9 protein-coding genes are annotated in these 7460 nt (G+C 48.4%); 3 read left to right on the top strand and 6 right to left on the bottom strand.

The genetic code is table 11. The annotated features are described in order from the left end of the window. The first annotated feature begins 389 nt into the window (after window positions 1-389). A complete protein-coding gene (locus ACOJS8_RS27900; RefSeq protein WP_420151842.1) occupies window positions 390-995 on the top strand; it encodes a hypothetical protein in 606 nt (201 codons plus the stop codon). A 134-nt stretch (window positions 996-1129) separates the two neighbouring features. Here the strand turns inward: ACOJS8_RS27900 and ACOJS8_RS27895 are convergent, their stop codons facing one another. From ACOJS8_RS27895 to ACOJS8_RS27875, 5 genes are all read right to left on the bottom strand, one after another. Next, window positions 1130-1369 carry a hypothetical protein gene (locus ACOJS8_RS27895; protein WP_420151841.1) on the bottom strand — a complete coding sequence of 80 codons (240 nt, stop codon included), beginning with the start codon at window positions 1367-1369 and terminating at the stop codon, window positions 1130-1132. Between the two features lie 3 nt (window positions 1370-1372). Next, window positions 1373-1915: a hypothetical protein gene (locus tag ACOJS8_RS27890; RefSeq protein WP_420151840.1), complete on the bottom strand. Its 543-nt coding sequence runs from the start codon at window positions 1913-1915 to the stop codon at window positions 1373-1375. Between the two features lie 125 nt (window positions 1916-2040). Continuing rightward, window positions 2041-2526 carry a hypothetical protein gene (locus ACOJS8_RS27885; RefSeq protein WP_420151839.1) on the bottom strand — a complete coding sequence of 162 codons (486 nt, stop codon included), beginning with the start codon at window positions 2524-2526 and terminating at the stop codon, window positions 2041-2043. Between the two features lie 12 nt (window positions 2527-2538). Further along, window positions 2539-3153, bottom strand: coding sequence for a cupin domain-containing protein (locus ACOJS8_RS27880; RefSeq protein WP_420151838.1), 615 nt, complete (start codon window positions 3151-3153; stop codon window positions 2539-2541). A 36-nt stretch (window positions 3154-3189) separates the two neighbouring features. After that, window positions 3190-4077 (bottom strand): hypothetical protein, encoded by an 888-nt coding sequence (locus tag ACOJS8_RS27875; protein WP_420151837.1) that lies wholly within the window; start codon window positions 4075-4077, stop codon window positions 3190-3192. A 165-nt stretch (window positions 4078-4242) separates the two neighbouring features. Between ACOJS8_RS27875 and ACOJS8_RS27870 the strand changes: the two genes are divergently transcribed. Next, window positions 4243-4959, top strand: coding sequence for a LytR/AlgR family response regulator transcription factor (locus ACOJS8_RS27870; protein ID WP_420151836.1), 717 nt, complete (start codon window positions 4243-4245; stop codon window positions 4957-4959). Window positions 4960-5010: 51 nt separating this feature from the next. Then, window positions 5011-7011 (top strand): tetratricopeptide repeat-containing sensor histidine kinase, encoded by a 2001-nt coding sequence (locus ACOJS8_RS27865; RefSeq protein WP_420151835.1) that lies wholly within the window; start codon window positions 5011-5013, stop codon window positions 7009-7011. A 50-nt stretch (window positions 7012-7061) separates the two neighbouring features. Here ACOJS8_RS27865 and ACOJS8_RS27860 read toward each other — a convergent pair. After that, the coding region (locus ACOJS8_RS27860) for a 6-phosphofructokinase (protein WP_420151834.1) at window positions 7062-7460 on the bottom strand (399 nt) is incomplete at its 5' end.

Genomic DNA, 7460 nt, shown 5'->3' with positions numbered 1-7460 from the left:
TTTTTCACATTGCCTTCTGGGCAATTTGCAGGCCTTTATGGAGCTTCTAAGAATGGGTATAAAATTTTGATACATAAGTTGTAGGTATCAATAACGTACTGACATACGATCCTGCTACAAGATATAGCACATACACGTTTTCTACATATAGTATAGTGCCAAACTATAATTCAGTAGGTCAAAGTATATACGCTGGCACATTACCTCAAGATCTAACAGGCTTAACCTGCACATATGGGGTATCCCCTTGATCCGGTGTTAATGCTTAACAAGTGCATTACGGTATACATCGAATCATATGTATACCGTAATGCACTTGTTATCTATATATAACGTATAATAATTTGAATATTTATTTCGTTTCATCCGAAAAATAAGCATACACTGCAATGTCTAAGAAAATAGTTTTATTTTCTCTAATGCTCATTTCTAAGGATTTGTGTGCACAATATCTAAAAGTAGATATTGGTCTTACATCAAGTAGATTTACTAATAGCAAAAATTTATCTATTCTAAAATCCAGAATCCCAAATTATTCGCTTTTTATTGGCTCGGACTATTTACAGCATAAATGGTACTATTTATCCTCTCAATTTGGATATAACGTTCTAGGTGGTAAAGATGAGGATGTGTTTATTCAAAATGAAAAAGTTATTGTAACGGAACGTCTAAAATATCTGCATTTAAACACAACCTTCAGAGCCTATAAACGCAGCTCGGGATTAAATCTATTTGCAGGTGTTGGGCCTTACGCTAATATATTAGTGGGGCCTAAACGCTTTAAGAGTGATTTGTACAGAGATTTTTATGAGTTTAAACCATTTCATTTAGGTGGTAAAGGTGAGATTGGAATAACTCAGGACATTAACAAACTTAGACTAGGTTTAGTGGGGACATACCTCATGAGCCTGACACCCGCAACAAAAAGTGATTATTTATCGCTGAATAACAATGCCTTTTCTATCACGTTTACGGCGGGATACCACCTTCGTTAGCATTTAATGATCCAGATGGCATTGGCGCTCGGCTTTGGTGTCGAAGATGTTGCGGTCGTGCCAATCCGGGGTTTCTCTGGTCGGCTGGCTGATAATAAAGGTGGAGATGGTCACGTTATGCCCACCTGTCAAGGTCATCTTTTTGTAAGTCCGGGTGTGTTCGGTGGTACGGAGGCATCGCCCAGAAACGAGTACGTAATGCCTGTCGTGCAAGGCATCGCTTTGGTCAGTTCAGGCGTCGAATCTTCAGTTTTGCCACTGGCCTCGGTCAGCATCATGGCGGTACGTTTCCAGGTGCCTACTACGTTCTGTGCCTGTGCGGATGCGTACGAGAATATCAGCGTAATCAGGAGGATAACTATAGACGATTTCATGGCTTAGAGTTTGTGGTAGGTGTAGGTCAGGATATTTTTTTTGTACGGCCCAACTTTAGTTGCATCCACGCTCAGATGCATAATGGCAAAATCGCTGCCGCTGATGGGGTTAGACGCTTCAATGTTATACGTTAACTCTCCGGTTTGCCCCAGCTCTTTGGCCAGTTTCCGCTCTTCATCACCGATGATTGTCAACGTACCCACATCAATATTTTTCCCATCGAGACGGGTGACATTCAGTTCCCAGCGTACCTCACGGCTTTCCATAGCTCTACCGGGATTGGTGTTTCCAGTGGCCTTAAGCCGACCATCACTGAAAAATTCCCAAATGATGATCGTACCATTGCTCTTGAGTTCTGGCCCCGTGTTTTTAACCGTTCCATTGTGCTCGGTGATCTCATAATTGGCGCGTATTGCTTCCCATTTCCCAATCAGGGTTTGCATATGGACCGGCTTCGGATCGTCTTCGTTTTTGCTGCCGCAACCCGCTCCCGAGTTGCCAAACAGAACCGCCACTAACAGGCTGTAGGCGAGGTATTTTCTCATGATTGTATGCGCGAAAAATGAATGGTTATTTTTTTATCGTAGCGCGGATCAGCGCTGTTTGAATAGCTCGAGCCCGTATTGGTTGTGAACGTAAAGGCTAGCGTCAGCGTCAGATTTTGGCCCTGCTACATACCGCCTTTGAGAGATGAGTGCAGATTGAAATTGTTACGTATCGTGCTGATTTCATTACTGGTCGAGAATTGAATGACGTTGAGTTGATGCCCATCTTCAGTCAGTACGTGCCCACTGAATTGGTAATCTTCCTTACCCCGCGAACTGGTTACCGTAGCGAATCCAGCGAATCGTTTTTTATCCGTTCGGGTGCCCAAACCGCTACGTTTGCGTGTGCGTCGGCTCGCTTTTTGGGCTCGTTCTTCGTCGGTCATGGGTGGCTGGATTGTGAGCCGGATGGTCTTTGCTACGTTGTTCGGATCACGAAATTCGCCCTGCCACGTACCAACCAACAGTTGAGCGGTTTCATCCCGGCTGTAGGCCCACGGTCGGTCTTTCAGGTCATTGGCGTAGCTTAGGTTGTAGTTACATTCATACACGCCCCAACTCACGCCCATCAGAATAAGTAAGGTCAGTAAAATTCGGGTGCCTTTGTTCATCGGGAATATTTGTTACGCCACAAGGCCGTATTTGTCAATGATAGGCTGCCGTTTTTCGGGAAAACCAACCATTCCAAATTTCTGCTGGAGATCCTTGTACATGGTCCGTATTTCTGGCGAGTCCATAGCCAGACCGCGCGTTTTAGCTAACGCAGGAATGGTATGAATAGAAGCTTCCAGATAGTCTTCAAAGGGTTGCTGAAAATAGCAGTCGATTCCAACGGCAGGTTTATCGGTAGCGTTCCAGAACGTATGCACAATACCACGCGGACGCAGGTGCCATCCACCCGCCTGCACCTGATATTCCGTATCGCCAACCAATACCGTTATGGTACCTTCCACTACGTACATCAATTCATCGAGCGCTTTGTGAAGGTGCGGAGCCGGACCCATTTTTTTGGGGGCTATGGCAAATTCAACGCAGGAAAACTGCCCGTTGGTCTGGGTTTGCCGAACGCGGGTTCTGGTATTCAGCCCAAACGGACCGGGCTGCAAAGGCTCTACGGGTGGTAGATAAAAGGGTTTCAGTGGAAGATCCACTGTTGACTGTGCTGACAGATTAATGGGCATAATGCCGGAAAGCAGACCGACAATAGCTGAAGCAGAAAGAAAATTACGACGTTCCATAGATGGCTATTTTGAGTGTAGTTGACTGACAACAGGTTATTTTCCGGCATTGTAAATGCTCATTAGAAGCGCCTTGCTGATACGTTGGCCCGCTTTTTTGCCCAGATGCCCCTGCCCGTCGCCATCCACGCCGTTTACGTCGGATGGGTCGGTCGTGCTGGCGCGATTGTCGGGGCAGATGCGCGGTACGTTGTTCTGCTGGCAGGTACCCTCGTTGGTCTCGATAGCCTGTAGATCAAAAATGACATCAGTGCTTTTGAACGTATCTTTCATCCACTGCGCTACGTTCGCTTTGGCCGCATTGCCTTCTTCGGCGGTAGTTGAATACACCAGTGGGGGCGTTACGTGCACGAATCGAAGTCCCGGAATATGCTGGCGGAGTTCATCCACGAAGGTTTTGTAGGCCGTTTTCACCTGCTCGCGATTGCTGTCTAGAATGTCGGCGTACCCAAATTTGAAGATGGCAATCTTGAGTGTGGCTTTGCTACGTAGTGCGGCTTCTCTGAAAACCCGGATTTTCTCATACGGATCGCCGTTTGGAATGCCTCCCACGTCCACAAAAATGCCCCCGCGAAGTCCCTTTCCTTCGGTACCTTTATCGACCCGATCGGTTGAACCGAAATACTCGAACGTAACACCGTTGGCTTTGGCACCTTCTTCCAGATCCTGGCCGACGGACTGATGCAGAAACAGCGTATTCCAACTCTTGATACGTTCTTTTTCAGACGCGGCCAGTGTATCCCACGCATCAATGTCCGACAGCCCCACTACGCCCGGCTTCCCATTGCCCAAATTGGTAGATCCCGGTGTGGATGCACCCGGTGTGGATGGATTTGATGGGGTGCCATCGTTCGGGTCGGGTTGAGGGTCGGTAGAAGGGCTGCTACAACCAACAATCAGGAGGAATAACAGGAGCTTTTTCATAGCGACATTCGGCGTTGACAGAAGCGAAACTGCTTTGTCTGACTAACTCCTGCAATGGCTTCTCGACAAACGACCGTTTGAATCGACTAACGACCGTTCACTTTGAGCCAACGGTTGATTTGTTGCCTGGAAATCACATACATTTGGGTAACTGACTGGCTGATAATGTCACGAAACACCCACTCCTGTATTATTGTCGATGACAACGAAATAGACCGACTAACGGCACTGGCTCATGCGCGTCAGTACCCGATTCTCGACGTAGTGAGTGTGTTTGAGTCGGCTACGGAAGCGTTGCCGTTTCTCCAAAATCGGTCGGTCGACGTAGCATTGCTCGATGTCGATATGCCGGGCTTGAGTGGGCTCGAACTGCGGGCGAATCTGATGCAGATTCCGGTTTGCGTGTTTATTACGGCCTATCCCGATTATGCTGCCGATAGCTTCGCGGTCGACGCGTTCGATTATCTGGTGAAACCCATCCGGGCCGAACGCTTTGGCCATACGATGAACCGTATCGAACGATTTTTTGACCTGACTCGAAAAGCGCATTTGTTCGACCTAAGTTTGGGCGCCGATACGGTGTTTATCAAGGACGGCCATCAGCAGATCAAGCTCAACCTACATGAAATTGTCTATTTGGAGGGGCTGAAAGATTATACCCGTATCGTTACGTCCATGCATCAGTACACGGTGCTGTCGTCTATCGGCAATCTGTTACAAAACCAACCGTTTCAGTCGTTTCTACGTATCCACCGGAGCTACGCTGTGCAGCGGCATTTCATCGATCGGGTCGATGCGCAACACGTTCACGCTCATCAGTTTAGGTTGCCAATTGGACGTAGCTATCGGTCGACGCTGGATTCGATAGGATTCAATACGTAACTTATTCTGAAAATCCGACCCGTAGTGAGCCATATATTGACCTTTCTACTGTTGTTTTCGATACCTGCCCTCGCCCAAAAGCAGGGTCGTGCGCTTATCGATTCGCTGGTGGCCGAACTACCCAAAGCGGGCAATGATACAGTGAAAGGGCGGTTGTATCGCGTGATTGCTGACGAATCGTTTTTTGTCAACGTCGATCAGGCGCTACAGTATAGCAAACTGGGTTTGCTGCATACCACCCGCATGAAGTGGGATCGGGGCATCGGCGTATTCAATTCGTATATCGGTCGATCGTACAGCGACAAAGGGAATTACGACTCGTGCCAATATTATTTTTTGAAAGCGATTGCGATCTATAAACGGCTGGGCGATACGTGGAATCTGGCCAGTACGACCAACAATCTGGGTGTAGCCGAACAAAATATCCGTTCCAATTATCCAGCCGCTACGCGCTACTATTTCGAAGGGCTGAAACATGCTGAAACCACTGGCGACAACTACCTGATTGGTCTTTGCCTCGACAACGTATCGGAGATTTACCGGATTCAGAAAAACTTTCCGAAGGCGCTGCAATTTGGCGAACGGGCGCTCGCGCTACGTTACAAGCAACGCAATCCCGACATCAACGCCCGGCGCGAACTGGCCGTTGCCCTGAGTAGTATGGCGGCCCTGTATACGCAGATGGAAAATTGGCCCAAAGCGCGCCAGTACGGTTTTCAGGCATTGGCCGAACAGCGGAAAGTGGATAACCGCGAAGGACTGGCCAAAACCTACGGTAACCTGGCGACGGCGATGCAAAACGATTATGGCCGAAAAATCGACTACGCTCTGAAAGCCAAACAACTCTGGGATAGCATCAACCCGCGTCACCTCGATGCCGTCAGTAATCAGGCTAACCTGGGCGTTGCTTATCTGGATCTGGTACGTTCTGATACGTTGAATAAAAGCCCCATTCAGCCCAGTAATCGAATGGCCCGGCTACGTTTGGCTGAGAAATACCTGATCGAAGCCATTCGGCTCAGCGTCGATAAAGGCGAGATTGGCGATCAGGCTCATTTTCGGGCAAATCTGGCTGAACTACAGGTGCTGACGGGCAATTACAAAGGTGCTTACGAAAATTTCAGAGCGTACCAGGCCGTACAGGATTCGCTGTATTCACAGGAAGCTAAAAACAAGATTGCTCAGGTAGAGGGCCAGCGTGAAATCGAACTGCGCGACAAACAACTCCAGATCAATCAATTAACCATTGCCGGACAGAAACGTCAGCAACTGGCCTTACTGGTAGGGGTTGGGTTGTTGCTCGTTATCGGGTCGCTGCTTTACTGGCAAAGCCGAACCCGCAAACGTACGAACACTACGTTGCTGCAGCTGAACCAGGAGCTCGACGAAGCCAATCAGGTGAAAACCCGATTTTTTGCCATCCTGAGCCACGATCTGCGTAGCCCGATTGCCAACCTGATTAGTTTTCTGCATTTGCAGCGTAGCAGTCCCGATCTGCTCTCTCCCAATCAGGCGGCTCACCATCAGCAAAAAATTACGGAAGCCGCCGAAGGGCTGCTCGATACGATGGAATCGATGCTATTATGGAGCAAAAGTCAGATGCAGCAGTTCAAGCCCAACGCAAAAGAGATTCCCGTCGAAACGCTGTTCGGCTATCTGCAACGGTTCTTTGCAGGTGTAACGCAGGTAACGTTTACATATGAAAATCCCGACGGATTACGCATAACTTCCGATGAAGATTACCTCCGCGCTATTATGCAAAATCTCACGAATAATGCCGTAAAAGCCCTCAGTAGCCAGCCCAACGCGCAAATTAATTGGCAGGCTCGGTTCGAAAATGGTCACGTAGTGCTGCGTATTCGCGATAATGGCCCCGGCATGTCGGAGAGTCAACTACAGGCGCTGTACAAAAGCGATACAGCCATTAGCGGAAAAAGTGGCCTTGGACTGCATCTTATCCGCGATCTGGCCCGAGCGATTGCCTGTCAAATCAGCGTCTGGTCAGAACCAAACAATGGTACAGAGTTTCGGCTGGCGTTTGCTGGCAAATAGCGTAGAGTCAGGTTTTTTGACTGCCACACTATTTGCTTCAAAACACTACGTTATACGCTCAGAATTTTTACCATCCGGAGCAGGTCTTCGCTAATCGGCTTCGGTAGGCGGATTGTATCCCGGAAAGGCGTATAAACCAGCTCATTATTGACTATGCCCGCCATTACGTTTTTTTCGCCATTGATAAGACCTTCCAAGGCGCCTAATCCTAAACGACTGGCCAGAATCCGGTCGTAGGCAGTTGGAATGCCTCCCCGCTGAATGTGCCCAAGTGTCGTTACGCGCATGTCTATTTCAGACTGAACCTGCTGGCGAATTTTTTCGGAGATTTCAACGGCATTGCCTTCTTCCTCTCCTTCGGCAATGACAACAATGGAAGATGATTTCTGACGGCTCCATCCCGATTTCAAGGCTTCGACAACCTCTGAAATTGGCGTCAGGACTTCTGG

Origin of the sequence: Spirosoma sp. (assembly GCF_048594605.1) — a bacterium.
GTDB lineage: Bacteria > Bacteroidota > Bacteroidia > Cytophagales > Spirosomataceae > Spirosoma.
This window is presented reverse-complemented; position numbering and strand designations above follow the sequence as displayed.

What these genes read in the sequence shown, in the direction of transcription:
- ACOJS8_RS27900 (WP_420151842.1), top strand. Translation starts at nt 390, where the DNA reads ATGTCTAAGAAAATAGTTTTATTTTCTCTAATGCTCATTTCTAAGGAT.
- ACOJS8_RS27895 (WP_420151841.1), bottom strand. Translation starts at nt 1,369, where the DNA reads ATGAAATCGTCTATAGTTATCCTCCTGATTACGCTGATATTCTCGTAC.
- ACOJS8_RS27890 (WP_420151840.1), bottom strand. Translation starts at nt 1,915, where the DNA reads ATGAGAAAATACCTCGCCTACAGCCTGTTAGTGGCGGTTCTGTTTGGC.
- ACOJS8_RS27885 (WP_420151839.1), bottom strand. Translation starts at nt 2,526, where the DNA reads ATGAACAAAGGCACCCGAATTTTACTGACCTTACTTATTCTGATGGGC.
- ACOJS8_RS27880 (WP_420151838.1), bottom strand. Translation starts at nt 3,153, where the DNA reads ATGGAACGTCGTAATTTTCTTTCTGCTTCAGCTATTGTCGGTCTGCTT.
- ACOJS8_RS27875 (WP_420151837.1), bottom strand. Translation starts at nt 4,077, where the DNA reads ATGAAAAAGCTCCTGTTATTCCTCCTGATTGTTGGTTGTAGCAGCCCT.
- ACOJS8_RS27870 (WP_420151836.1), top strand. Translation starts at nt 4,243, where the DNA reads ATGTCACGAAACACCCACTCCTGTATTATTGTCGATGACAACGAAATA.